This is a genomic window from Streptomyces sp. WELS2 (genome assembly GCF_013870595.1).
Classification (GTDB): domain Bacteria; phylum Actinomycetota; class Actinomycetes; order Streptomycetales; family Streptomycetaceae; genus Streptomyces.
Genome location: NZ_JACBWZ010000024.1, coordinates 1 through 22,855, shown reverse-complemented (window position 1 = coordinate 22,855; position 22,855 = coordinate 1). Strand labels below are relative to the sequence as shown.

The following is a 22,855-nucleotide window of genomic DNA, read 5'->3' as shown; positions in this document are numbered from 1 at the left end:
TCGCCTTTGGCCGGGCCCAGGTCATCGCGGCAGGGGCTGAGGAGACCGGCCGCCCCCGTTCCCGCCACCCCGCCTCCCCTCCCCCACGCGGGCGGCCGGGTTGTCCTGCCCGGGTGCGACGGCGGCCGGCCACGTCCGCCGTCGCACCCCTGCGCGCCTCACGTTCCCCGGCGCCCGGCAGTACGGTGTCCCTCATGCGCCCCGACACGCCTGCCGAGAATGTCGACCACGCCGCCGAAGCGGCCCGCCTGGAGCGGACCGCCGGACTGTACCCGGAGGACGCCGAGACCCTCCTGCTGCGGGCGGCGGCCCACCTGGAGCTGTCCGGCGACCGCCCCGCGGCCACCACGCTCTACGACCGCCTGCTGTCGTCCTCAGCGGGACTGGCCAACCCGGCCCTGGTCCGCGCCCTGAAGGCCTCGAACCTGTGGGAGTACGGCCACGAGGCCGAGGCGAGGGCGATCATCGAGGGCATCCGCACGACGGCCCCCCGTGACCCGGCCCCCTGGGTGATCGCGGCGGAGGCCCTGGAATCCCACGACGAGCTGGAGGCGGCGGCGGAGACGTTCACGGAGGGAGCCCGCCTGCTGATCCCCGGCCCGGCGGAAGCGCCGCTCCCCTCCACCCACCCCCTCCTCCACGGCCGCCACCGCGTCCGCCGCATGCTGGGCCTGCCGCACGACGACTGGGACACCCTGGCGGACACCGTGCACACCGGCCCGGTCTCCCTCGACGAACTCCACGACCCGAAACGGGTGTGGTCGCTGGGCTCGGAGAACCCGGCGGAACTGGAGGCGGAGATCTCCCGCCTGCGCGCGGAACTGGGCGCCTACCGGGCGGCCCTGTCCCGCCCCTTCCCCGTGGCGGTCCTGCACTGGCCCGCCCCGGAACTGGACGAACTCCTCACGGCGTACCCCACCCTGTCCACGGAGTACCCGTCCCACGCCGAGCACCTGGCCACCATAGAGTCCTCCCTCCGCGAACTGGCCTCCTCGGGCACACCCAACCTGGGCATCGTCACGGGCACGGTCCCCTCCTACGAGGCCTTCGCAGCCTCGGAAGCCACCTCCCCGACCGACCCCACCCTCCTCCCCCAGTACGCCACCACCCTGGCGTCCCGCGGGCGAGCGGCGGCCTGGCCTCCGGGGGAGGGGGCGGGGTGTTGGTGTGGCTCCGCCAAGGCCTACCACGCCTGTCACGGCGTCTGACGTTTCTCTGGGCCCGGAGCACCCCTCCCGGGCCTGCTGCACCCCGATATGCGGTAAACGGGCATTCAGGAAAACCGGCAGATTGAACCACCAACGGTAAATGGGGACTTATCCCCCCAGTTCAGCGTTCAACTCCCTCTATGTCCAACCTTTGCAGTACGGTCACATCAAGACCGTTGCAGGGGGCTGCTTGTAAGGCAGCATGCCCTGACCTGTGCATTTCGAGGAAGCATGCCCTACAAGCCCGGCGCCAACTGGCAGTACGACGTCCCGACAACCGGTAGCACCCGCTTGCCGCCTGATGCCGGATACGGAAAGGCTCTGACCAACCAGGGTTACGGCTTCGAGGTCGCCGTAGCGGACCTCATCGACAACTCCATTGATGCTGGCGCAGACAAGGTTGTCGTGCACTTCCTCCGTGACGCGAGCCGGATCCTCACGCTACTCATCATCGACAACGGCAAGGGCATGGACGAGGAAGGCCTCGATGCCGCCATGACGGTGGGCCGCCGCCGTGACTACGGTGAGGGCGCTCTTGGAATGTACGGCACGGGCCTGAAGGCAGCTTCACTCTCTCACGCTTCATCGCTCACCGTGGTCAGCCGTACCAAGCGAAGCCGCGCTGCGGGACGCCGCCTCACCGCGGAAGGCATCGAGGACGGCTTCCGCTGTGACACCGTCGATCCGCGCTATGCCCAGGATCTTGTGGACCGTTATGACGGCATCATCGAGTGGCAGGGCACGGTAGTGCGGTGGGACGGCGTGCGTTCCTTTGAGACTGTCGGACGTGGTCAGAGTGACCAGTTCCTGTCGAAGGCGATAGCCCGCCTTGAGACTCACCTCGGCCTCTACCTGCACCGTTACTTGCAGAACGGCCTCAAAATCGACATTGCCGTGTGGGATGTGAGCAGCGGGGACAGTCTCGGTGAGGAAGTGGACCACATTGCCGTGGAGGCGCTCGACCCCTTCGGTTACAAGGTTCCCGGGAAGGCTGGCTACCCACGGAAGTTCACGGCACCAGTGGAAGGCGTAGGTGACGTACAGCTCACTGCGCACATCTGGCCCGCGAAGTCCAAGCAGGCCGGCTTCCGGCAAATTGGTTCACTCCCCGCCAGGCAGGGATTTTACTTCTACCGCAACGACCGCCTGATACAGGCGGGAGGGTGGAACGGCCTGCGGAACCCAGAGGGTCACCTTGTACTCGCACGGATCGCGGTCGATCTGCCCGCCCGTGCGAACAGCGTGCTGAGCCTGGACGTGAAGAAAGAAAACGTCACGGTCACCCCGGCCTTCACGCTTGGCGTGGAAAAAGCGGTGGACTCTGCCGGACACACCTTCTCCGACTTCCTCGCTGACGCTGAGGCCGCATACCGGGATGGCTCCCGGCGCACCGAAATCGTTCGCAAGGCCGTCACTCCTCCCGGCAAAGGGCTCGATCCGAAGGTCAAGCGCGTCATCAAGGAAGAGCTTCCCGAGAAGGCCGGCGAAGAGCCGATCAGCTTCACCTGGGGATCACTGCCTCCTGACCAGTTCTTTGCTCTGGACCGGGCTAGCAACACCGTCATCCTCAACAAAACGTACCGCGAAGACTTCAACGACGGCAGGCGGGGCGGCGTCAACGATGCCCCGGTTACCAAGACGTTGCTATATCTGCTCCTCGAAGACTGTTTCGGTCTCGGACGCTGGGAGCGGGGACGCCAGGACAAGGTGGACTACTGGAACACCATCCTCCTGGCATCCGTAGATGCTCAGCGCGCGCGACGCGCGCAGGCGGCTTCCTGACACAGCAGCACAGCTTTTTTCCCACCTCATGACCGTAACTGAGGAATTCCATGAGCGGCACGTCGGCCACCGTACTTCTCGAGATCCACACCTCCGCACTGGCAGGTATGCGCAGCGGCCCCGGGAACTTCGCCCAGTGGGCCACCGTTGCCGCAGCGGATGATTATCCGGATGCGGATCTGAGCGAGGATCTGTTTCACTCTTATCTGGTGAGCAACGACGAAGCACTCATAGCATTGTGGCGTCGCCACGTCACTGCCTGGGACTTTGCCGAGGGACCACGCTGGGCACAGGAAGCGCCCGCACGTACCGACGAACGCCGTGCCGTCATTTACGACCGTCTCCGGTTCGGCAGTGACGTACGCAAGGCCTTGGACGACGCCATCCCTGTGGCGAAAATCCCGGGCCCAACAGTGATCACCCGTGACTTCTCCCCCTGGTACACGCCGGAACGGGCGGCTTCCCGCTCCTTCTACTGGGCAGCGTACGAACGGAAGTTGCGCGCCAAGGGGTGGTCCGACACGGCGATCGCAAGCCTGGACGAGGCAAGCCGTGCCGTCGTCGAACGGCTGACTGATCCCGAGCAGTCGTCGGCCCGTCAGGCGAAGGGCCTGGTCGTCGGGTACGTGCAGTCGGGTAAGACGGCAAACTTTACCGGTGTCGTCGCCAAGGCGATCGACGCGGGCTATCGACTGGTCATTGTGCTGGGCGGCACGCTGAACCTATTGCGGCGCCAGACCCAGCGCCGGCTCGACATGGAGTTGATCGGTCAGGAGAATATCCTCCGCGGCGCCGACCCCAACGACCTGGACTCCCTCGTAGGCGTGGACTACGTGGGTGATGACGAGGACTGGCCCGCATTCGTCCAGCATGGCGGGCGTCCGTCCGCGCTCGGGGCTTTTGACATCGAGCGGCTGACGACCCGCGACAACGACTACAAGAGCCTGGCGCAGGGCATCCGCGCTCTTGAATTTGAAAAGCGTGAGCCTGCCCGCCCGCTGCACGACCCCGTGAACTTGCATCACACGGCTGCACGCATCCTCGTGGTGAAGAAGAATAAGTCGGTTCTGACCAAGCTCGTGAAAGATCTCAAACAGATTCACGGGTTGCTGGCAGAACTGCCTGCGCTGATCATCGATGACGAGTCAGACCAGGCCTCCGTCAACACGCTGGATCCGAAGAAGTGGCAGCAGGGACGCACTGAGCGGACTGCGATCAATGGACTGGTCTCCCAGCTCCTGAGATTTCTGCCACGCGCGCAGTACGTCGGATACACCGCTACTCCCTTTGCCAACGTCTTCATCGATCCCGGCGATGACGAGGATCTCTTCCCCAGCGACTTCCTGATCTCTCTGCCGCGCCCGGCCGGCTATATGGGCGCCCAGGACTTCCACGACCTGGACTCCGCAATCCCCCGGGAGGAGCGCACATATGCCAACTCCCAGGAGAAGGCGCATATCCGGGACATCTACAATTCCGGGGAAGGCCGCCTCCAAGAGGCGATGGACGCCTTCGTACTGTCCGGCGCCCTGAAGTTGTACCGGGCCGACCATGGTGTCCCCGACGGCCCGTTCCGCCACCACACCATGCTCGTCCATGAGTCTGTGCGCAAGGACGATCACGCAGAGCTGGCGCTGGACATCAATTCCATGTGGCATCAGGCTGGTTACAGCTCAGCAGCCGGTCACGAGCGGCTTGCGCAGCTGTGGGCGTCAGACTTCGCCCCGGTGAGCGAGGCACGGGCCGCGGACCTTCCCGCTCCCTCCTCATACGAGGAACTGCGCCCCTACGTCAACGCGGCCCGGCAGCGGATCGGCTCAGGTGGTCAGCCGGTCATCATCGTGAACGGCGACTCGGACCGCTACTTCGACCAGCTGGACCTCGACTTCGACCGGACCCCGCATGTCTGGAAGATCCTGGTAGGCGGCACAAAGCTGTCCCGTGGCTTCACGGTGGAAGGTCTCACCATCACCTACTACCGGCGCACCACCCAGCAAGCGGACACATTGATGCAGATGGGCCGCTGGTTCGGCTTCAGGCCCGGTTACCAGGATCTGATCCGCCTCTATATCGGCCGGGAGGAACCCTTCGGCCGGGACAAGTACGCCGACCTTTATGAAGCGTACGAAGCGATCTGTCGCGACGAAGAGACCTTCCGTGAGCAGCTCGCCCAGTATGCGGTGATCGTGGACGGAAAGCCGCAGATAACACCAACGCAGGTTCCGCCTCTGGTTGCACAGCATCTTCCTTGGATCAGGCCCTCGGCCCGAAACAAGATGTTCAACGCCGAGTTGGTTGAGATCAGGTCGCCTGGACGTCCTATTGAGCCTGCCTCGTACCCAGTGAGCAGCGCAGCGCTCAAGCGGAACACAGAGCGCTGGCGGCCGCTTCTTCACGCGCTCAGCCCCACGCCAATGTCCTTCAGCAACCCTCCGGACACCTCCAGCTCACTCACCCGGACCTTTGAGGCGCTTTCTGGGGTCATCTCCCACGCTGATCTCCTCGGTGTACTGTCACAGCTTGAATGGGAACGCCCGGGACACTTCGACCCTCATCTGACGTACCTGAGCCAGCTCGACGGCAGCCTCGCCAAGGTGGACGACTGGCTGCTGATCTCACCTCGTCTGGCCGCGAACACGCGAGTTGAGGCTAGCGTCCTGGGTTCGGTTCCCCTGTCCCTCGTCCGACGAAGCCGGCAGACCGGAAAGACGTCCTTCGGCCGTATCGCGAGCGTGGAGCACCGCACCGCAGCACAGCGTCTGATCGACGAGGCGTCTTCGGCTCACGATTCGGCTGGTGGCGGTACCAGCGTCAGCCCCAGGACGGGCGTGGTGCTGCTGTACCCCGTCGTGGAAGGTGACAGCCACAGTGATGTCCAGGCCGCAGTCCGGAACGGCGCGGCTGATCCGTCAAAGATCGTGATGGCATTCACCCTGATCCCACCGGCATCAGCAGCGAGTTCTGACCGGCGCCTGGTCCGCTTCCGCGCCAGGAATTCGCGGCACGGCGACGAGGCGACAGTCCCGGCGCCTGCGTCCTGATCATCAGGATGGCCCAGTGCGCGATCCGGCCGGCCACCAGCAGAGCGCTGACCAGCCTGTGCTGGTGGCCGGCCCGCGGATCCAACTAGCACCGCAGCCGCAGTTACGGAGCTCCCGGTCGATCAACGCCTGCCCCTTCGTGGAGGCGTAGGCCGAGAAGGCCCCCAACTGGCAGTTGTCGATCTTCCCGGAGGTGCCGGTGCACTGCCGCCGCGTCCCGGCCAACCGGGTGCCCATCTTGATGAAGCCGGTCTCGTCCACAGCCGGCACACGCCGTCATCAGGCGCCAAGGGCAAGCAGCCACCGCACCGACGTCACGGCAGCTGCGGCTGCGGTACTACGCTTATCAACGTGTCCGAAGAGCTTCCGTGGAAACCACCAGCAGGCTCCTGGGCCTCATCCGCGGCACGTCGTCGCAACATGCAGGCGATCCGTAGCCGGGACACCAAGCCGGAGACTCTGATCCGGCGATTGGTACACGCCCGGGGGCTGCGCTATCGCGTGGCTGCACGCCCTTTGCCAGACCTTCGCCGGACGGCGGACATGGTCTTCGGTCCGGCGAAGGTGGCGGTGTTTATCGATGGCTGTTACTGGCATGGGTGCCCCGAGCATTACGTCCCGCCGAAGACTAACTCCGGCTATTGGTCGGAAAAGGTACTCCGCAATGTTGAGCGGGACCGGGACACCAACCAGCGCCTGGAGAATGCCGGGTGGCTCGTGCTCCGTTTCTGGGAGCACGAGCCGTCAGACGCCTGCGCGGACAAGATCGCCGCTGCTGTGCGGCGCCGAAGGGCTGTCAATGGCGGGCGCCTGTGACACCGGGAAAACCATCTGTTCTGTCACAGGGGCTTCCGAACCGGCACCCGCGGTGTCGAGCTCGTAGTCGCGGAGCAGCTCATCGCGGTGCTCCGGCCGCAGCACAGCGGCGATAGCACGCCCGACCGCCTCCGCCACGGGAGGCGGGAAGGCGTTGCCCACCTGCCGGTACTGAGCTGTCTTCCGGCCCTGGAACTTCCAGTCTGTCGGGAAGCCCTGGATGATCGCGGCCTGCTCCACCGTCAGCATGGGGCCGGACGGACGGAAAAGGTCACGCTCCGGATCGCACTTGTCGGGCTCGTTGGCCACACCCATCCCGTCTACGCCCAGCTGCGCCCAGGCCCGCTTGGCCCTGGTCGGCCCGAGGTCCGCGCCGCCGTGCTTCCTTGAGCCTCCCACGAGCGTGGGAGCAACGCCCCGACCCAGCTCCGCTGCCTCGGTGGCCTTGCGCAGCCACTCCAGATACACCTGTTCCCCGGTGCGCTCTCCCGGCTTCGCCTGCTCTCCGTACTGATTCTTGTCCCAGTACTTCCGGCAGCGCGCTTCCATGCTGGCTGCAAGCTCCCCGACTACGGTCGCCCGCTTGCCTTTGAGCTTGGATGGCCACACAAACTCAACACCGGACTCATTCAGCACGCTCTTGTGGATCACGACCAGGATGGCCCGTGGCCGCAACTGCGGCACCCCGTAGTTGCTCGCGTCAATCCGGCGCCACACCTTGCGCATTACTCGGTCCTGCTCTACAGCGGACCAGCTTGCCTTGATTTCAGGAATCACATAGCCCAGCTCGCGCAGCGTACCGAGAATGTCCCGGCGATAGTCAATGAAAACCTCCGGGGGCTCGAGAATACCCCGGACATTCTCAATCATCACCGCTCGTGGCCGCAGCTCATCGATAATCCTCAGCGCGTCCGGAAACAAGTCGCGCTCGTCATCCTTACCCAAGCGCTTCCCGGCCAGCGAAAACGGCGGGCATGGGACACCTCCAGCCAGGAGATCCAAATCCCCTTCCTGGATGCTAATTCCAGCTTCCACCTCGGACTTAAGGAATTCCTTAACATCCATGGGCTTAAGCTCGTCGGCCCGCCCCTCACCCCACCCCGGCCAGCTGGCCACGTTCGCCCGGAGGGTGGCTACCGCATGCGGATCCCACTCCACGAGATCGAGATGCTCGAACCCCGCATTATGCAGCCCAACGGCTTGTCCCCCCGCGCCCGCGCAGATCTCCACCGAGGTCAGTGGCCGGGCGAACTGCGGACGCTCACGACCGCTGGCGCTCATAGTGTTCCTTCCAGGATTGACTCAAACCGGGTCAAGTGTCCCAGAAGACCAGTGATCACTTGCTCGCTCCTGAGCACTCGACACCCACGAGTGTCCCACTGTCTCAGCCCTGGTCCCGAGAGGACCAGGGCTGAGGCCACGGAGCGTTTACACCACTGCGACCGCTCTAGCCGCGGTGCTCGTCCGTGTCGGAGAACAGCAGAGTCGGTTCGGCGAGGATGTCGCGGCCGGCCTCGCTCTTGTAGATCTCGTCGACGCTGCCGAACCGGGCTTCGGAGTAGTCGAGCCCCAGAAGGCCGGCGGCCTGCCGGACGGACGCCTCGTCGGGCCCCTCGATCTCCAGGAACGCCGGGAGGCCGGGCCAGGTGTCGAAGTCGAAGGCGACCTCTCCCAGGCGCCACTCCTCACGGTAGTTCTCCTGATAGCGGACCTCGGTGAGACCGACCCGGCGGAGGATATCGGCCATGGCATGCAGGTCGGCGACCTCGGTCTCGATCTCCTTGGTGCCGTCGATGGTCGTGGCGTCGGTGACCTGCTTGAGCGTGAGCGTGGAGCGGGTGCCCTCGTCCCGCAGACGGAGCCACGCCCCACTGTCAAGGGAGTCGTTCTCGAAGATCTTGCGGGTGAGGAGCGTGCGGGGGAACGCCTGGACGGCGCCGAGGGCAGTCAGCTTGGCCTGCAGACCGGCGACGTCAACGGCCAGGAACTTCGCCTCGTACTCGTGCTTCATGGTCCTTCTCTCAGAGACGATCGGTGAGGGTGGACGTACGGGCCGCCAGGAGCAGGCCCATACGGTGGACGTGGTCGTGCGGCTGGCCGATGTGAGGCCCCTCAGTGAACTCGTTCGTGCGCAGAGTGAGCAGCACGTCCCAGTCATCGAGGAAGTGCCGGCGCAGGCGCTCCGGAGAGGTGTAGTGCTCCACCAAGTGATGGCGCTTTTCGACGGGCATCATGAACTCCGCGCCGAACACACCGCCCGGGCGGACCAGGCGCTGCATGCGGTCGACGAACTCGGCGAGCGGGCGGTGGTGGTTGGCACTGTAGTGCCACGAGCAACTGGTCCAGACTGCCTCGCACTGCCTGTCCTGAGGCTCCCCTGCAAGGAAGTCCCCCTCAATCAGCTGCACACGGTCATGGAGTTCCTCCAGCTTCAGCCGGTCGATCAGCCCCATGGCGTGCGCTTCACTGTCACCCGGGAGGCGTACCTCACCTCCGTGGACAGCGACGGCATCGCGCTCAATAGCCACTACGCGGTATCCAGCGGCGGCCAAAGGCAGCACGAACTTGCCGTCGCTCGCACCAACGACCACGACGGTGGAGTCAGGAGCAACGCGTTCCCGCAGGGACGCGAGGAACTGCGGAAAGAAGGTGAGGGTGTGCTCCCACAGGCTCTGTGTCTGCACGGGAGTGCGCTCCTTGCGTATCGGTGGCGGTGATCACGCGGAGGACTTCTTCGGGGGTGAGCCCCGTGGTATCGATGCGATGCGCCGGGAACGAGGCGTAAGCATCTGCCACTCGGTCCGTGACCGTTTCCGTCAGCGCGTCCCATCGCGATACCGGCTTGTTCCGTGCCGCGAGGCGCCGTCGGCGTTCGTCCTCAGCGCAGAGGAGGTGGTAGGTGACGGGTATGGGAATCCAGGCCGGCAGGGTGACTCCGAGCTGGGCACCCAGGGCGCGGTGGCTGGTGAGGCACCGGGCGAAGTAGCTCTCCACGACAACCGGAACGCCGTTTCTGAGGTGGTTCCGGATTTCTTCGGCTGCTGTGAACAATGCGGAGAGGTAGAGGCACATCCGCGCTTCGACGTTCGTGCGCTTGTCCATCTCGCGCCTGAGCGGCTGGTAGAAGGCGGGCACAGTGGGGACGAGGGCGGCCTGGCGGACATCGGCGAGCATCGGGGCGATCGTCGACTTCCCAGTGCCTCGTAAGCCTTCCAGGCTTTCGAACCTCGGCTGGTCAGACACGGGCGTACACCACGTCCGGTACCGGGAGCGTGATCTCGTCGGTGGCGGAGGGCCTGTGGACGATGCGGTTCGCGGTCTTCTCGTACCAGAACGCGTGGGAGTCCCTGCCGACCGCCTTGCAGGACATGGTGAGCGCACCGCGCGGGTCGGCCTCGATGCGGTCGATCTCGCGCGGGCCGCCGGACGGAGGGCAGATGTCGGGAGCGCCGTGCTCGGAGAGGTCCTCGTCCACGATCACTTCAAGCGGAAGCCTGGTTGCCGCCAGTTCTTCGCGAAGGCGGCCATAAGCGGCCGTATCCGTGACCAGCAGCTCGGGGTGGTCGGCGGCGTTGCCGACCGGACGGAGGTGGTGGAGCTTCAGCTGCCGGACTCCGAGCTGTCCGAGGATGCCGGCGAGAGGGAGTACCTCGCTGATGTTCTGAGAGGTAACGGTCATGGTCACGCCGGCCGGAACACCGAGGTCCCGCGCCAGGCTGAGACAGCTGAGGGCGCTCTGGTAGCTGCCGCGCTTGCGCATGCCGTCGTTGGTCGAGCCGACACCCTCCAGGGAGACCCGGAGCAGGTCCAGATGAGGAGCGATCTCGGTCAGGCGGCGCTCGATCCGGTATCCGTTGGTGCAGATCTCGACGCGCTGGCCCAGTTCCCGCTTGGCGTGCCGGACGACCTGCGGTAGCTCCCGGTGGGCGAACGGTTCCCCGCCAAGGAGGGTGACGGATTCCGTTCCGTATTCGTCCCGCATCAGGGTCAGCAGGCTGACGGCTTCCCCGGCGGTGAATGCGTCGGCGTACTGAAGCCGCTTGCCGTGGAAGCAGTGCAGGCATGTGAAGTTGCAGCGGTACAGCAGCTGCAGATACAGCATCCGGATTCTCCGGATCCCGGTGATTTCCCCGATCACATGGGCTCCTTCGGCTGACTGCCTGGTGGGAACCCTGATGGTGGCCGTCCGTGCGGGGACCTCGTCACCGCGTTCCGGGACGGTCCAAGGACGTCCTGGGACGTTTTACGTGGCCGCGAAGGTCTCCAGGACGCTGATGACCCGCCTGGTGTCCGACAGGTCGGGCAGGATCTCGTGGGCGCCGGCAGCGGCCAGTTCTCCGGAACTGTGGACACCGGAGGCGACCGCGAGGATCCCGGACCCCGTGGCCAGGGCGGCCTCCACATCGCGGGGAGTGTCTCCCACCAGGACGGCGGGCACACCGGCCGGAACGCCACGAAGCCGCTGCATGCGTTCACGCGCGACCGCCACCAGTTCAGGGCGGAGTCCGGCATCCGCTCCGTAGGCGCCCACAGGCAGGTCCAGCAGTGCGTCGAGGCCGAAAGCGGACAGCTTCAGCTGCGCGTTGGCGGCGATGTTGCCGGTCAGAACAGAGGAAACCCAGTCACTTCGCGCGGAAGCGGTCTTCAGTACCTCATGGACCCCTGGCAGAACCGTCCCTCGCATGCGCAGATCAGCCAGGCGTTCCTGCCCTGCCCATGTGAGAGCCTCCTCGATCGCGGGCCAGTCGGGCACCGGCAGCCCGGCGCGAAGGAACATGTCTCGCATGATGAGCCGGTCCGTGCGCCCCTCAGTGCGCGCTGGCCCCGACGGTTCGCGTCCCGCGAGCGCTGAGAAAGCGGCAGCGTATATCTCCTTGCTGACCCCCGCGTTCTCGATGAGGGTGTGGTCGATATCCCACAGGACGATGAGCTTCATGGCGCCAGGGTAGGCAGTCGGCGGCGCTCCGCCGTCTTGACAACGTCCCATAACGTCCTTGCGTGATCATTCAGCGCCCCGCTTCGATGGCTACTGTGAACGACCGACTGCACTCTGTGCTCGCGCAGCGCGGTGTCTCGCCGGAATCGCTCGCGGAGGTCTGCGAGGTGGACCCGAAGACCGTGAGCCGCTGGCTGGGAGGGCGTGTTCCCCACGCACGGCACCGCTTCCGCGCCGCCCGTCACCTGCGCGTGGAGGAGACCTTCCTCTGGCCGACGCCGCCCCGGCGGTCCGGCCAAGCGCGTGACAGTTCAGGCACCGGGCTGGTCGCCACCTACCAGAACCGGGCCAGCGTGCCGCGGGAGGTCTGGCTCTCGCTGCTGCGAGAGGCCCAGCAGGAGATCAGCGTCCTCGTCTTCTCCGGCACGTTCTTCGCGCAGTCCAATCCCCACGTAGCCAAGATGCTCTCCGAGCGCGCCGCGGCGGGCGTCCGGGTACGCCTGTGCTTCGGCGACCCGGACGGTCAGGCAGTCGCGATCCGGGGCCGCGAAGAGGGAATCGGCGACACTCTGGCCGCCAAGATCCGGGCGTCACTGACGTACTACCGGCCCCTGCTGGGCGAGGCCGGGTGCGCCGTACGCCTCCATGACACCACCCTCTACACGTCCATGTTCCGCTACGACGACAACCTGCTGGTCAATCCCCATGTCTTGGGGCATCCGGCCAGCGCCAACCCGCTGCTCCACCTCAAAAGGACTGAGGGGGCAGGGTGGTTCGACAGTTACGCTCAGAGCTTCGATTCCGTCTGGGCCGCCGCGCGGCCGTGGACACCCGACCATGAGAGGACCGCCGTCCATGGGCAGGACTGAGTACTACAACGACCCGGCCGCCCCGAAGGCAAACACCCTCATCCCGGCGAGCAACCTGCTCGTCGTCGACGAAACCGGCGCCATCCTCCTCCAGCGCCGCCGCGACACCGGCCAGTGGGCGCTTCCCGGAGGCGCTCAGGACATCGGTGAGACCGCGGCGGAGTGTGCGGTACGCGAGTGCCTGGAGGAGACCGGCATCATCGCCGAGATCACCGGCTTCCTCGGCGTCTACACCAACCCGAACCACATCGTCGCCTACAGCGACGGAGAGATCCGCCAGCAGTACGAGAACACCTATATCGGCCGCCCCATCGGCGGAACTCCTACGATCAACGACGAGGCCGACGGGGTGCGCTTCGTACAGCCGGCTGACCTCGACCAGTACGACATCCACCCGAGCATGCGCCAGCAGATCGGGGACTACCTGGCCGGCGCCTACCCCTACCTGGGCTGAGCCGCCAGCGCTGCCTCGATCCTCCGCACGGAAGCGAGAATCTCCGGCGCCGCACGGCGGATGAACCGGCCGACCACACTGTCCGCGCCATACCGGTTGATGATCTCCGTGATCCGCTCGCGCGCACTGGTCCGGCCGCCGTCGGGCGTCGTCGTCATGTCGCAGTGCACGAGAGCGTCCACCAGCAGCGGCTCCTTGAGCAACGGAAACTCCGACGCCAACTCGTCCCGCAGGCCGCGCTCCTCGGCCTCGAGCAGGGCAAAAGAGTGGTTCGCGACCAACCTCACCAACCGCTCATCGGCCCCGTGCCCGTCACGGAGGAACCTTGCCCCGTCCAGCGGATGGAACCCCGTCACGGCCAGCCGAGGTGCGTACCCGACGTCGTGAAGCGTGGCGGCAGCGGCCAGCAGGCCGGCGTCCGCGCCAAGAAGCCGCCGGATACCCACCGCCCGCTCAGCCACTCCCAGCGAGTGCGCCCACCGCCGTGGAAGCGCGGCGCTGAGCTCGGTTTCCGCTACCCGCGTCGCCCACTCCGTCAACTGATCGGCCATGCCGGCTTCCTGCCCCGAAGGGCCCCAGGCCATTCAGGCCACGCAGTCGGCGTCGTGCCGGTGAACCCACCGGCACGACACTGGCCCCGTCTCACGCACCACCGATGTGCCGGAGCAGCGCCTCAATGTCACCGGGCGCCAGGCCAGCCGCTACGGAAGGCTCCTCCTCCAGATCGGCCAGTTGCTGAACCGTAGGGTCATCAAGGATCTTCCCCATGAATTCGAGCTTCTGGTCCAGCCGCACCTCAACGACTTCGTCGATCGTGCCGCGCGCCGCGATCACGGTGACCCTGGTTTCCGTGTCGGGTGCGAGCCCCAGGCGGTGGATCCGGTCCAGGCTCTGCAGGTAGCGGCCGGCCATGAAGTCCCGGTCCACGTACACAGCGTCGTGGCACACGTGATGAAGACTGATTCCCTCTCCCAGGGTCGCCGGGTTGGAGATCAGCACCATGCAGCTGGGATCCTCACGGAAACGGCGCAGCTGCTCCTCCCGGTCGGGCGTGCCCCCGTACACCACAGCCGGGCTGTACTTCTCGAGCATCTGGGCCAAGGTGGTCAGGCTGCGCACGAAGGTCGTCCACACCAGGGTCTTACGGCCCTGCGCGGCATTCTCGGCGATGATCGCCAGCGCTTCCTTGTACTTGGGGGACAGCTCGTAGTCCGGCAGGTTCTGCATCAGCGAATACAGGGAACTGCCGGCCGGGATCTCCAGCGGAGGCAGCTGGTAGGCGAGCGGCTCGTGCTTGGTGGCGCCTTCCAGCAGCAGGGCCGGGCTAGTCGCCGCCATCAGCAGGCGCAGCGCTGTCTTGCCGAGCGCGCTGAGGTCGTCGCGTGCGGTTCCGTTGGACATGCCGCCCACCAGAGAGCTGTAGATCTCGGCGTGCAGGTCCGGCATGTCGACGTAGCGCATCCGCAGGGTCATAGGCGGCAGACCGAGCTCCTGCTTGGTCGTCCTGGTGAACAGCGGCCGCAGGACCGTACTCGCGTAGGCGAGGTCTCCCCCCGCTACCGCCCTGGTGACCGCCCGCTGACCGTGGCCCGGCCAGACGAAGCCCATGAGGTTCTCCAGGTCCTTGGCGCCGTTCGGAGCGGGCGTTCCGGTCAGGATGAGACGGCGTTCGGCGAGCGGACCCAGCGCCATGCACGCGGCGCCGTACGTGCCGCGCGCACCGAGCTTCATCCGGTGGGCCTCATCGAGGATGATCATCGAGGGGGCGGCCTTGAGCCAGTTCGCCAGGAGCGGGAGCGAGCGGTCCAGGCGCTCGTAGTTGACGATGAGCACCTCGGCCCACTCGTCCAGCGAGCCATCGAGGACATGGGTGCGCAGCGGGTAGTTGAAACAGACGGCGGTCTCGTAACGCCAGGACTCGTAGGCCGACTTGGGGCAGACGACCAACAGCCTGCTGGCGGCGCCCCGTGCCCGCTGAGCGGCATAGACCGCGAGTGCCACACGGGTCTTGCCGGCGCCGGGCACGCTGAAGTTCGCGCCGTGCCCGAGCGAGAGCAGCTTGGCGACGTCCCGGCGCTGGAAGGCGTTGAGGTCTTCCTTCCAGGTGTCTCCGAGCATGCTCAGTACGTCGTCGGCGGCAACCTCCGCAGGTGCCGCGGAGCCGGCCAGCCGCTCTTCGACCAGCCTGGAGTCCTTGACCACTCCGGACACGAGGTTCCGGAGTTCCGGGGCCCAGTCGACACCGGCCGGGTGAGGCCAGCTGCTGAGAAGCGCCAGGTTTACCAGCAGTTCGTCCAGAGCCACCGACGCGGAGAGGGGGCCCAGCTGGCCGCCGGTACGGAACCGGCCGGCCAGCTGGACGAGGTCCTGCCGGTACTGCTCAGTGGTCCGCAGGACCACACGGGTGCGCGAGTCGTCGAACCCGAGGTGCAGGGACGTTTCCGTCACTGGGTGCCCTCCGCGGTGGCGGCTGCGAGGAGCCAGGAGACACCGTCGCCGGGATTCGGGATCCCGCGCCCGGCCTGCTGGGCGAGCTTGCGCAGGCTGGCCCGGAGCTTGAGGACGGCCTCGTCGAAGGCCTCCTCGTCCAGGCTGTTCGAGGTACGGGCCTGAACCAGCTCGATGACGCACTGGTCGATGTTGACGCAGGCGTCCGCGAGCCGGGCCGGAGCGAGCTGCTTGCGCTTGCGGAGCCGGGCGTCACGGCCAGCGTTCTCAATCGCCTTGTCGAAGGCTTCCCTGGCCTGATCGAGCAGGGCCTGAGCCGAGGCCTTTTCGCTGTCGGGCAGCCCTGCGGTCGTATCGCGGACAGTAGCTGCCGCCCGCAGGATACGGTCGTTCAACGCCCGGGCCGCCGATACGCCCGACGTGGCCGCCGGCACTTCCAGGTCCAGTCCGGGGATGGACACCGCCTCGGGCTGCCCGGCCGTCCCGCTGTCGGCCAGCTCCGCCGGCAGCACCTCCTCCAGATAACCCTCCCTCAGGAACGTCTCGTCGATATGACGCAGGTCCGTCTTCGAGAAGTTCAGCAGGATGGCGGCCAGGCGCCGCTCCTTCACGATTTCAGCCTGGTCCCGGTCCAGGTTCTCCAGCTTGGCGTACAGGCGCTGGAGTTCCTTGAGACGTTCCTGAGCGCCTTCCCAGTCGACCAGCCTCAGTGCGACGCCCCCGCCGCTCGCACTGCGGTCGTTCAGCTCCTTGATCGTGCTGAGAATCCACCGCTCCTGGTGATAGGTCGCCGGCCGGATCCGGAACTCCTTGGCGATCTGGTCAGGCGTCCGGCCCATCGCCGCCTGCTCTTCCATGGCGATCAGCCGGTTGATGTACGAGTAGTCACGCCGCTGGTCCTGACGGAGCTGCAGCGCCAGCTCCACGGCGTCGATGTCCGCCTGCGTGAACGACGAGGGGAGTACGCCCACCCTCATAGACTGCTTGCCCAGCTCCCGCAGGGCGACGGCACGCGTGTTGCCGTTCACCAGGACACCGTGGTGGGTGACCAGCCCCGGCTCGTTCTGGCCGAACTTGTCCAGATCCTCCTTCAGCTTGTCGAAGTCGGGATCCCGCAGGTCCGGGTCAGAGGGCTTGGCCTGGAGCAGGCTGCGCAGGTACTCCTGGCCAGCATCCCCGAACGGGTCCTTGTCCAGATTCCGGTCCTGGTCGGGCTTGTGGGTGCGCTGGGCGCGGATCCTGTGCGTACCCGGGTTGAGGTAGAGGTCGTTCAGCGGGAGGTCGATGACGTCGACATGGATCTGCTGCCCGTTCCAGTCGACCGTGACGGTTTCCCGGGTGCCTCCAGCGGCCCTCACCTCCTCCAGCCTCTTCTTGATCAGCTCACTGACCGTCTCCGCGCGCGGCGGCGGCGGGAACTCCCGCACCATGTCCTTCCCCGTCCCTTCTGTTGCCGGTCCTGTCAGCTTGTGTTGCCGGTCCTGATTCAGTCGGCCAAGTCACCGATGGCCTGCGCGACGGCGGCGCGCGACTCCTGGGGCAGCGTCCGGTAGGTGCCCCAGATCTTCTCGATCGGGCTGAACGAACGCTGGTCGGCGTCGATCCACTTCGCGAAGAGGCGCCGCTCCACCGACGAGAGGCTCCCCACCCGGCCCAGCAGCTCCCCGAGGTCAACCTCACGGTCCGCCCCGCCGCCGGTCCCGCACTTCTTGCACTCGGTCACGAGCTGGTAGTCGGCGGTACCGTCAGACTGGAGCACCTTACGCCGGGAGACATTGAGCTTGGCGAGCTCGATTCCGCCGTCCTCGTACGCTTCGCCGGCACCGATGCCGCACGACCGGCACAGGTGGTTGTCGTCCTGGAGTACCTTGGCCCGCTGGGCGGCGGTCAGGCTGGACTTGTGCTTCGGCGCCTTGGACGCGCCAGGGATCCAGACATCGGCACCCCGGGTCACAAACCGCTGTTCCTGCTGGAGCAGGGAGGGGTCGTCGCGGCTCGTGTCGATCCGCCAGCCGTGGTCACGCAGGTCCCGCAGCCTGCGGTCGATCTGCGCGACGTCCGGAAACGCCCCGCGCAGCTGGGCCTTGGTGAAGATGTTGCCCTCCCCCACGACGGAGACCAGCCACAGCGCTGCCCGGACCATGCTTCCGAACTTCTTGTCCTGGTAGGACGGAATTTCTCCCATTAACGCCTCCGTGAACTCCATGCCAACGGCACGCCTTTTATTCCGGAGAGTGCTGCGACTGCGACTGACAGTGCACGCCACACGGTCTCCGCGCTCCCCCCGCTCCTCAGCGACTCATTCAGCTCACACCACAACAGCACGGAAGTCCAGCCCCTTTCCAACTTGCGCGGGCTGCGCATTTTTTGCGGGCTGGACTTGCTCGCAATAAGCAAGTCCAGCCCGCAAAAAATGGCAGGAAAGGCTGGTGCAGAAGGGGCGGAGTAGGGGCACAATTGCCCGGTCACAGACCAGGCTTGAGGTGACGTCATGGACGCCGCCCAAGCGCTCCCAGGGAGGGGTATTCGCATGTCATCAGCTGGACGCGGTCCGGTCAGGGGCGGCTGGCTGGATCCCCGCAAGCCCTTCAAGGACGGCGTACGCCCCAGGAAGCGTCAGCTCGGCTTGGCGATGCGGGCCTTGTGCCGCCTGCTGCATTCGGTTGAACCGGCGGAAACAGAAACAGGAAGAAGACACCTCAAGCAGGCAGAGGCGGCAGAACGACTGGACTGCACCGCTGATGAGCTGTCGCGGTATCTGAACGACACCAGGATTCCCTCGCAGGGTTTTCTCGAGCGCCTGCACAAGGAAGCTGGCGCCGACGCCGACATCAGCGGTCGGGACGTCGGCATCACCCTCGAAGCACTGCTGAGCCTCCACACCAGCGCCCTGGCGGAGCAGCAGGGGTGCGGGCACTGCCAGGCGATGGGCGAACGAATCGACACCCTCGTCCAGCAGCTGAACGCACCCTGTCCACAGTGCGCGGCGCACGAGCGGCAGCAGGAGGCCCGGCGGCAGAAGAAGAAGCTCGCCGCCCGGTTGCGGTCCGCCAGCAGGGAGCAGACAAGACTGCGACTGGAACTGGCCGAGCTGAAGGTGACCGTGGCTGATCTGAAGGCAGAGCTGGCTGAAAAGCTCACCACTGAGGCCGGCCTGCGGGAACGTCTGGCGGCGGCACCGCCTACCGGCACTCAGCTGCCGGTCCCCCGGCGGCCGGGGGACCGGCAGCTGAGTGCGAGAGACGTGTCGGCGGCACGGCAACTGGTGGCACAGGCCGAGGACCTGGATGGATCCGGCCGGGAAGACCTCGCCTTCACCTTGCTCCAGCGGAGCACAGCAGAACTGCTGACCCCGGTCGAGACCGCACTGGTCGTCGTGCAGTTGAGACACCGGAGGCGAGACCGGCTGGCCGACGACCTGATCCATGTGTACGGTCGGGACCAGAAGACGCAGGACGTGATGGCGGTAGCCCTGGAGTTGCATGAGGCAGGCGCGCCAGATGACGCCGGCGCTGTATTGCGAGCGGCGCTCGGGTAACGCGCCGGCACTGCCCCCGTCCGTCAGGCGGCGTCAGTCTCACTCTCATAGTGCATCTGGGCACGGTCGAGGAAGTCGTCCGGGTCATGCCCGCGGGCGGCGGTCCAGCGGAGCAGGTCGGCGATCAACTCGACTGCGGACTCATCAAGGCTGGCTTCGCGGCTACGCCCTTGCCGTCTTGGAGCGTCCCCAGCGCTCTGGTACGTCTCCAGCACGTGGACAGCCCGTTCAATCCGACGGCAGCCCATGCCCGTGCCGAGCGGGATCTCGCACCAGACCGCCTTGCCGACGGCGGTCAGGATCACGCCCCAGTCAGCGGCCAGGCCAGCCACGAGGTGCAGGCCCCGGCCGCACTCGTCGTCACATTCCGTCTTCTTGGCCGCTGGAAGGGCGGGGCTCCTGTCGTGGACCTCCAGCCGCAGCCGGTCGCTTTTCCATTCCAGCACCAACGCCGCCGCCGCGCCGTCCCCTACGTGCTTGACGACATTTGCCGCCAGCTCGGTGACGATCACCATGGCCTCGTCGGCTACCGCCGGCATCCCCCACCTTGCCAACTGCCTGGCGGCCGTGTGCCGCAGCAGGCCTACCTCAACTGCCGCTGCGCTGAAGGGCAAGACACAGCGCAGCTGGCCATCGGTCGTTCCGGAGATGGGCATGAGCACCCTCCCTCCCAGGCCACACACATGCCCGCGCCTGCCGTATCCGAACGGCTGCAGTGCGTAGCGGTCTGAGGTTGAGCATGGCATAGGAGAACTCTCACTATGCAACTTCTCACGAGCTCGATCGAGTGAATCCGGTAGTGAGCCCGGTTCAGCGCTCCCTAGCCTGAGGGGTGTCCGGGCCGCGTACCCGGATCACGGTGAAGGAGCCGAATGTCCGAGCGAACCACCACACGCCGACGCCAGCTTGGCGCGACCTTGCGCAAGCTGCGTGCTCGCAAAGGGCTGACGCTCGAGGAGGCCGGCCGGCTCGTCGGCGTCTCGAAGGCGACGGTCAGCCGGTACGAAACCCAGGCGGGTCCGGTCAGGTGGATCGTCGTGGAGGCTCTGTGCCGTGAGTACGGAGCGACCGAGGCCGAGACGAAGGCCGTAATCAGCCTGGCGAAGGACGCCAGGCAACAGGGCTGGTGGAACTCCTTCGCGGACTCCATCCCCGAGAGCATGAACCTGCTGCTCACCCTTGAGGACGAGGCAGTCCGCGAGAGCCACTTCGCCTGCGTCTACGTACCCGGTCTCCTCCAGACGAGGGCCTACAGCACTGCGGTTCAGAGGGCCAACGAAGTGCCCCTTGGCCAAGAGGAGATCGAGCGTCTGGTCGACATCCGCATGAAACGGCAGGAGATCCTCAACCGCCCGAAGCCGCCGCGGCTGTGGGCGATCCTCGACGAGTCGGTCATCCGCCGCGTCGTCGGGTCGCCCCAGATCATGAAGGAGCAGCTCGGCCGGCTGCTCGAAGCGAACGAGTTGCCCCACATCACGCTCCAGATACTCCCGTTCGCCAAGGGGGCCCACGCCGCGGCACTGGGAAGCTTCGTCATCATCGGCGGACCCGAGCCGGCCCTTGACGTGGTGTACGTCGACTTCCACGCCGGCTCTCTCTTCCTGGAGAAGGACGAGGAACTGGGCCGCTACAGACTTGCGTTCGAGTACCTTCAGGCACAAGCGTTGGACATGGAAGCGTCATCCGCCATGATCCACGGTGCCCTCAAGGAGCTGTGAATGTACGTCGGCACTCAGACCGAGTCCGGGCCCAGGTGGTTCAAGTCGTCGTACAGCGGTGGCAACACGACCGAGTGCGTTGAGTGTGCGCAGGCCGGCACCGGCATCCATGTCCGTGACTCGAAGTGCGCCGACGGCCCGGTCATCACCGTTCACTCCGCCGCTTGGCTCTCCTTTGTGGCGTCGTTGGCTCAGCCAGGGCCGCTGGACCGCTGAAGGCATCCGGCCAGCCGGCAGCGCCCTCAGGGGCTGGAACACAGAACCGGGTCCTCGTGAGGAGAGACAACGTGACCAGCGCGATCCCTTGGCGGTAGCGGCTGTCCGCCGGCACGGAAGCCATCCAGGACGAAGTGATCGGCTGGTATCAGCGGACCCGGCACGGCAAGGCGTATGTCCCAGGCATGATCTGGGGCACGCTTCAGACCGAGGCCTACGCGACGGTGATCCTCCGCAGGGTGAGCGGTGCGGCCAGTCATGGCGATGCCGCCCGTGGTCTGATCAGCAAGGCCCTGGCCTTCTGGAGCGAGGGCTGACATCTCCGGACCTTCCGGTGGGCGCCGCCCATTGCCACTGCGGCGCCCAGCTCCCCCGTACCCCCTACGCCATCGCCGCCAGCTCCGCCCGCCCGAACAGCAGGGCATACCCCGGGGGAAGTTGGGACAGGACCCGGGTGGTCAGGGGTTCGCCGATTCGGGTGGCGAGGACGCTCAGGACCGAGCTGACGTCCCAGCGGGCCGTCGCGGGGGTCGCGCCCTCGATGCGGGTGGCGACCGAGTCGACGAACTCGCGGGCCGTCAGGGGGTGGGTCGCGGGGATCTGGGAGGCGATCACGCGGCCGGCCTCGCGCGGGAGTGCCTGCGCCAGGGATACGCGTTCGTCGCCCGTCACATGGCCACCCAGGGCCGACAGGACGATGCGGGTGATGCGTTCCGCCTCCGCCCTGGTCGTGTACTGGCCCGCCTCGCGCACCGCCTCGGTCAGCTCCGGCCAGCCGGTGTCCTCGGCCGCGTCCCGGGTGCGGGGGCGGGGCGGAGGGGTCTGGGCGGGGATGGTGGTTCTCGGCTGCGGGGTGGTCACGGTCATCGTGCTGGCTCCTCCTCCGGAACACTGCGGGGCACCGACAACCCGGTACCCCGTAACGCGGCTGGCATGAGCGGGAGTTCGGCCAAAGAGCGGCGGGTGGTGTCTATGGGGGTGTGTGGGTTGTTGTGACGTGTGTGCTGATTTTTCGGCGTGTTGCCGTCACCCGCCTCCTGGGGCGTCCGGCCCTCTCTCGCGTCCGTGTCGCGCGCCCTCGTCAGACGGCCGGGCGCGTCCCGGGTCCCGCTCCGGCCTCGGGACGCGTCCGTACCGGACATGACCGCCTGGCTCAGCCGCGGAGCTGCTTGCGGTCCGATCCGCCGCCGGCGATCCGGATGCGGCGGGGCTTGGCCTGTTCGGCCACCGGGATGCGCAGGGTCAGGACGCCGGCGTCGTACGAGGCGTCGATGCGGTCCGCGTCGAGGGTGTCGCCCAGGAACAGCTGGCGGGTGAAGGTGCCCGTCGGCCGCTCGGCCACCAGCATCTCCGCGTCCTCGGGAGCGGGGCCGCGCCGTTCGGCGCGGACGTTCAGGACGTTGCGCTCGACGTCCAGTTCGATCGTCTCGGGGTCGATGCCGGGCAGGTCGAAGTGGACGAGGAACTCGTCCCCGGACCGGTAGGCGTCCATCGGCATCGCGGCCGGGCTCACGGCGTTCGCGCCGAGCACCTGCTGCGCGAGCCGGTCGAGTTCACGGAACGGATCCGTGCGCATGAGCATCACAGGTCACTCCTCTCTTCAGGCGCTGCGTGCGATGCCCTTCGGCTTCTTATATAACTCTCCGCTGGAAACTTGACAAGCCTCGACTCATATTCGTTTCGCCCTCCGGTCTGCGCGTTAACCTCGGGGCGGACATCACGGATAACGAGGGTTACCAGGAGGCACTCATGGCCAGGGTTCCCAGCGCGGTCGTCGCCGCCACCGGGCTCGTCGGCGGCTACGGCGTCGCCCGTTGGACCAAGAAGCG

The 22,855-nt window shown here is 66.5% G+C and carries 24 protein-coding genes; 10 read left to right on the top strand and 14 right to left on the bottom strand.

Going from position 1 to position 22,855, the window contains the following annotated elements; all coding sequences use genetic code 11:
• The first annotated feature begins 194 nt into the window (after positions 1 to 194).
• From H5J33_RS03125 to H5J33_RS03115, 3 genes are all read left to right on the top strand, one after another.
• Positions 195 to 1,208, top strand: coding sequence for an SEC-C domain-containing protein (locus H5J33_RS03125; protein ID WP_181793247.1), 1,014 nt, complete (start codon positions 195 to 197; stop codon positions 1,206 to 1,208).
• Between the two features lie 231 nt (positions 1,209 to 1,439).
• Positions 1,440 to 2,990 carry an ATP-binding protein gene (locus H5J33_RS03120; RefSeq protein WP_181793246.1) on the top strand — a complete coding sequence of 517 codons (1,551 nt, stop codon included), beginning with the start codon at positions 1,440 to 1,442 and terminating at the stop codon, positions 2,988 to 2,990.
• 50 nt (positions 2,991 to 3,040) lie between these two features.
• Entirely contained in the window at positions 3,041 to 6,031 is a 2,991-nt protein-coding gene (locus H5J33_RS03115) for a Z1 domain-containing protein (protein ID WP_181793245.1), read from the top strand.
• Positions 6,032 to 6,034: 3 nt separating this feature from the next.
• On the opposite strand, the gene H5J33_RS38590 is transcribed toward H5J33_RS03115, so the two are convergent.
• Entirely contained in the window at positions 6,035 to 6,292 is a 258-nt protein-coding gene (locus tag H5J33_RS38590; RefSeq protein WP_220211893.1) for a hypothetical protein, read from the bottom strand.
• 90 nt (positions 6,293 to 6,382) lie between these two features.
• On the opposite strand from H5J33_RS38590, the gene H5J33_RS03105 reads away from it, so the two are divergent.
• A complete protein-coding gene (locus tag H5J33_RS03105; protein ID WP_181793244.1) occupies positions 6,383 to 6,847 on the top strand; it encodes a very short patch repair endonuclease in 465 nt (154 codons plus the stop codon).
• On the opposite strand, the gene H5J33_RS03100 is transcribed toward H5J33_RS03105, so the two are convergent.
• The 6 genes from H5J33_RS03100 to H5J33_RS03075 form a co-directional block, all read right to left on the bottom strand.
• Positions 6,776 to 8,128: a DNA cytosine methyltransferase gene (locus tag H5J33_RS03100; RefSeq protein WP_181793243.1), complete on the bottom strand. Its 1,353-nt coding sequence runs from the start codon at positions 8,126 to 8,128 to the stop codon at positions 6,776 to 6,778. The two genes, H5J33_RS03105 and H5J33_RS03100, sit on opposite strands and share 72 nt — an antisense overlap.
• Positions 8,129 to 8,294: 166 nt before the next feature.
• On the bottom strand, positions 8,295 to 8,858 hold the full coding sequence (locus H5J33_RS03095; protein WP_181793242.1) for a class IV adenylate cyclase: 564 nt from the start codon (positions 8,856 to 8,858) through the stop codon (positions 8,295 to 8,297).
• Between the two features lie 10 nt (positions 8,859 to 8,868).
• Positions 8,869 to 9,531, bottom strand: coding sequence for a bifunctional 2-polyprenyl-6-hydroxyphenol methylase/3-demethylubiquinol 3-O-methyltransferase UbiG (locus H5J33_RS03090; protein WP_181793241.1), 663 nt, complete (start codon positions 9,529 to 9,531; stop codon positions 8,869 to 8,871).
• Positions 9,449 to 10,021, bottom strand: coding sequence for a hypothetical protein (locus tag H5J33_RS03085; protein ID WP_181793240.1), 573 nt, complete (start codon positions 10,019 to 10,021; stop codon positions 9,449 to 9,451). Before H5J33_RS03085 ends, H5J33_RS03090 begins: the two co-directional genes overlap by 83 nt.
• 61 nt (positions 10,022 to 10,082) lie before the next feature.
• Positions 10,083 to 10,985: a radical SAM protein gene (locus tag H5J33_RS03080; RefSeq protein ID WP_181793239.1), complete on the bottom strand. Its 903-nt coding sequence runs from the start codon at positions 10,983 to 10,985 to the stop codon at positions 10,083 to 10,085.
• A 105-nt stretch (positions 10,986 to 11,090) separates the two neighbouring features.
• Complete coding sequence (locus tag H5J33_RS03075) at positions 11,091 to 11,783, bottom strand: HAD family hydrolase (protein WP_181793238.1); 693 nt, start codon at positions 11,781 to 11,783, stop codon at positions 11,091 to 11,093.
• Between the two features lie 95 nt (positions 11,784 to 11,878).
• Here H5J33_RS03075 and H5J33_RS03070 point away from each other — a divergent pair, with 95 nt between their 5' ends.
• On the top strand, positions 11,879 to 12,652 hold the full coding sequence (locus H5J33_RS03070; protein WP_181793248.1) for a helix-turn-helix transcriptional regulator: 774 nt from the start codon (positions 11,879 to 11,881) through the stop codon (positions 12,650 to 12,652).
• Positions 12,639 to 13,106 carry an NUDIX hydrolase gene (locus H5J33_RS03065; RefSeq protein ID WP_181793237.1) on the top strand — a complete coding sequence of 156 codons (468 nt, stop codon included), beginning with the start codon at positions 12,639 to 12,641 and terminating at the stop codon, positions 13,104 to 13,106. Before H5J33_RS03070 ends, H5J33_RS03065 begins: the two co-directional genes overlap by 14 nt.
• Here H5J33_RS03065 and H5J33_RS03060 read toward each other — a convergent pair.
• The 4 genes from H5J33_RS03060 to H5J33_RS03045 form a co-directional block, all read right to left on the bottom strand.
• Positions 13,094 to 13,657 (bottom strand): HD domain-containing protein, encoded by a 564-nt coding sequence (locus H5J33_RS03060; protein ID WP_181793236.1) that lies wholly within the window; start codon positions 13,655 to 13,657, stop codon positions 13,094 to 13,096. The genes H5J33_RS03065 and H5J33_RS03060 overlap by 13 nt on opposite strands.
• A 91-nt stretch (positions 13,658 to 13,748) precedes the next feature.
• Complete coding sequence (locus tag H5J33_RS03055) at positions 13,749 to 15,554, bottom strand: DEAD/DEAH box helicase (protein WP_181793235.1); 1,806 nt, start codon at positions 15,552 to 15,554, stop codon at positions 13,749 to 13,751.
• Positions 15,551 to 16,984 carry a hypothetical protein gene (locus tag H5J33_RS03050; RefSeq protein ID WP_181793234.1) on the bottom strand — a complete coding sequence of 478 codons (1,434 nt, stop codon included), beginning with the start codon at positions 16,982 to 16,984 and terminating at the stop codon, positions 15,551 to 15,553. Before H5J33_RS03050 ends, H5J33_RS03055 begins: the two co-directional genes overlap by 4 nt.
• 56 nt (positions 16,985 to 17,040) lie before the next feature.
• Complete coding sequence (locus tag H5J33_RS03045; RefSeq protein ID WP_181793233.1) at positions 17,041 to 17,739, bottom strand: hypothetical protein; 699 nt, start codon at positions 17,737 to 17,739, stop codon at positions 17,041 to 17,043.
• Between the two features lie 345 nt (positions 17,740 to 18,084).
• On the opposite strand from H5J33_RS03045, the gene H5J33_RS03040 reads away from it, so the two are divergent.
• Complete coding sequence (locus H5J33_RS03040; protein WP_181793232.1) at positions 18,085 to 19,092, top strand: helix-turn-helix transcriptional regulator; 1,008 nt, start codon at positions 18,085 to 18,087, stop codon at positions 19,090 to 19,092.
• Between the two features lie 23 nt (positions 19,093 to 19,115).
• Here H5J33_RS03040 and H5J33_RS03035 read toward each other — a convergent pair whose 3' ends face one another.
• Positions 19,116 to 19,748 carry an ATP-binding protein gene (locus H5J33_RS03035; RefSeq protein ID WP_181793231.1) on the bottom strand — a complete coding sequence of 211 codons (633 nt, stop codon included), beginning with the start codon at positions 19,746 to 19,748 and terminating at the stop codon, positions 19,116 to 19,118.
• 216 nt (positions 19,749 to 19,964) lie between these two features.
• Here H5J33_RS03035 and H5J33_RS03030 point away from each other — a divergent pair, with 216 nt between their 5' ends.
• The 3 genes from H5J33_RS03030 (at position 19,965) to H5J33_RS37090 (ending at position 21,343) form a co-directional block, all read left to right on the top strand.
• Positions 19,965 to 20,810, top strand: coding sequence for a helix-turn-helix transcriptional regulator (locus H5J33_RS03030; RefSeq protein WP_181793230.1), 846 nt, complete (start codon positions 19,965 to 19,967; stop codon positions 20,808 to 20,810).
• The gene (locus H5J33_RS03025) at positions 20,811 to 21,026 is read left to right on the top strand and encodes a DUF397 domain-containing protein (RefSeq protein WP_181793229.1); all 216 of its coding nucleotides are present in this window, start codon (positions 20,811 to 20,813) and stop codon (positions 21,024 to 21,026) included.
• Positions 21,027 to 21,160: 134 nt separating this feature from the next.
• Positions 21,161 to 21,343, top strand: a complete 183-nt coding sequence (locus H5J33_RS37090; protein WP_258564846.1) for a hypothetical protein — start codon at positions 21,161 to 21,163, stop codon at positions 21,341 to 21,343.
• A gap of 64 nt (positions 21,344 to 21,407) precedes the next feature.
• Here the strand turns inward: H5J33_RS37090 and H5J33_RS03015 are convergent, their stop codons facing one another.
• Positions 21,408 to 21,893, bottom strand: a complete 486-nt coding sequence (locus H5J33_RS03015; protein ID WP_181793228.1) for a DUF2267 domain-containing protein — start codon at positions 21,891 to 21,893, stop codon at positions 21,408 to 21,410.
• A gap of 286 nt (positions 21,894 to 22,179) precedes the next feature.
• Positions 22,180 to 22,608 (bottom strand): Hsp20/alpha crystallin family protein, encoded by a 429-nt coding sequence (locus tag H5J33_RS03010; protein WP_181793227.1) that lies wholly within the window; start codon positions 22,606 to 22,608, stop codon positions 22,180 to 22,182.
• Positions 22,609 to 22,855 lie beyond the last annotated feature (247 nt).

Coding starts and splice junctions, on each gene's coding strand:
- H5J33_RS03125 (WP_181793247.1), top strand. CDS start 195: ATGCGCCCCGACACGCCTGCCGAGAATGTCGACCACGCCGCCGAAGCG.
- H5J33_RS03120 (WP_181793246.1), top strand. CDS start 1,440: ATGCCCTACAAGCCCGGCGCCAACTGGCAGTACGACGTCCCGACAACC.
- H5J33_RS03115 (WP_181793245.1), top strand. CDS start 3,041: ATGAGCGGCACGTCGGCCACCGTACTTCTCGAGATCCACACCTCCGCA.
- H5J33_RS03100 (WP_181793243.1), bottom strand. CDS start 8,128: ATGAGCGCCAGCGGTCGTGAGCGTCCGCAGTTCGCCCGGCCACTGACC.
- H5J33_RS03095 (WP_181793242.1), bottom strand. CDS start 8,858: ATGAAGCACGAGTACGAGGCGAAGTTCCTGGCCGTTGACGTCGCCGGT.
- H5J33_RS03085 (WP_181793240.1), bottom strand. CDS start 10,021: ATGCTCGCCGATGTCCGCCAGGCCGCCCTCGTCCCCACTGTGCCCGCC.
- H5J33_RS03075 (WP_181793238.1), bottom strand. CDS start 11,783: ATGAAGCTCATCGTCCTGTGGGATATCGACCACACCCTCATCGAGAAC.
- H5J33_RS03065 (WP_181793237.1), top strand. CDS start 12,639: ATGGGCAGGACTGAGTACTACAACGACCCGGCCGCCCCGAAGGCAAAC.
- H5J33_RS03060 (WP_181793236.1), bottom strand. CDS start 13,657: ATGGCCGATCAGTTGACGGAGTGGGCGACGCGGGTAGCGGAAACCGAG.
- H5J33_RS03050 (WP_181793234.1), bottom strand. CDS start 16,984: ATGGTGCGGGAGTTCCCGCCGCCGCCGCGCGCGGAGACGGTCAGTGAG.
- H5J33_RS03045 (WP_181793233.1), bottom strand. CDS start 17,739: ATGGGAGAAATTCCGTCCTACCAGGACAAGAAGTTCGGAAGCATGGTC.
- H5J33_RS03040 (WP_181793232.1), top strand. CDS start 18,085: ATGTCATCAGCTGGACGCGGTCCGGTCAGGGGCGGCTGGCTGGATCCC.
- H5J33_RS03035 (WP_181793231.1), bottom strand. CDS start 19,748: ATGCCCATCTCCGGAACGACCGATGGCCAGCTGCGCTGTGTCTTGCCC.
- H5J33_RS03030 (WP_181793230.1), top strand. CDS start 19,965: ATGTCCGAGCGAACCACCACACGCCGACGCCAGCTTGGCGCGACCTTG.
- H5J33_RS03025 (WP_181793229.1), top strand. CDS start 20,811: ATGTACGTCGGCACTCAGACCGAGTCCGGGCCCAGGTGGTTCAAGTCG.
- H5J33_RS03015 (WP_181793228.1), bottom strand. CDS start 21,893: ATGACCGTGACCACCCCGCAGCCGAGAACCACCATCCCCGCCCAGACC.
- H5J33_RS03010 (WP_181793227.1), bottom strand. CDS start 22,608: ATGCTCATGCGCACGGATCCGTTCCGTGAACTCGACCGGCTCGCGCAG.